Source organism: Vibrio sp. 2132-1 (assembly GCF_033344315.1).
This window is the reverse complement of sequence record NZ_JAWPON010000869.1, coordinates 1-515: the sequence shown is the minus strand read 5'-3', so window position 1 is coordinate 515 and position 515 is coordinate 1. Positions and strand designations below refer to the sequence as shown.

Genomic DNA, 515 nt, shown 5'->3' with positions numbered 1-515 from the left:
GCAAGCGAAAATTCTATCTAGCCAAATGAATGCGTTCCCAGCCCGTTCCGTTTTTCTAATAAGGAGCCGAGAGAAAATTTGGTTAAAGATAGCGTTTGGTTAACGAGTTATTTAAACAGGAAGTCAAGGTTCATGTGTTGTTCTATCGCATCCGCAATACGGTTAATACCTTGTTCTTTCAATGTTTCAAAATCTTGCTGTTTGATCTGAGTGCCATTCACCCACTCAGTAATGAGGTTTAGCGCTTCCACTTCGTCAAAAAATCCGTGCAAGTAGGCTCCCATAATTTGGCCACATTCACTAATGGCACCGTCACATTCTCCGTTGTCGAGTTCAAGCGGTTGTTCGTCAAGTACCTGGCTTCTACCAACATGAATCTCATAACCTTTCACCTTCGCTTTTTGGTTATTGAGATTGAGCACAGCTTCAGTCTTGGTGAGCTGTTTACTACCAGTCAGCACAGTATGAACATTCAATAGTCCCAAACCTTCGCTTGAACCCGGCTCACCTTCTAC

General features: G+C 43.1%; 1 pseudogene. It reads right to left on the bottom strand.

Going from position 1 to position 515, the window contains the following annotated elements:
* Nucleotides 1-107: 107 nt before the first annotated feature.
* Nucleotides 108-515: pseudogene (locus R8N47_RS28460) on the bottom strand (cobyric acid synthase CobQ); the annotation flags it as partial.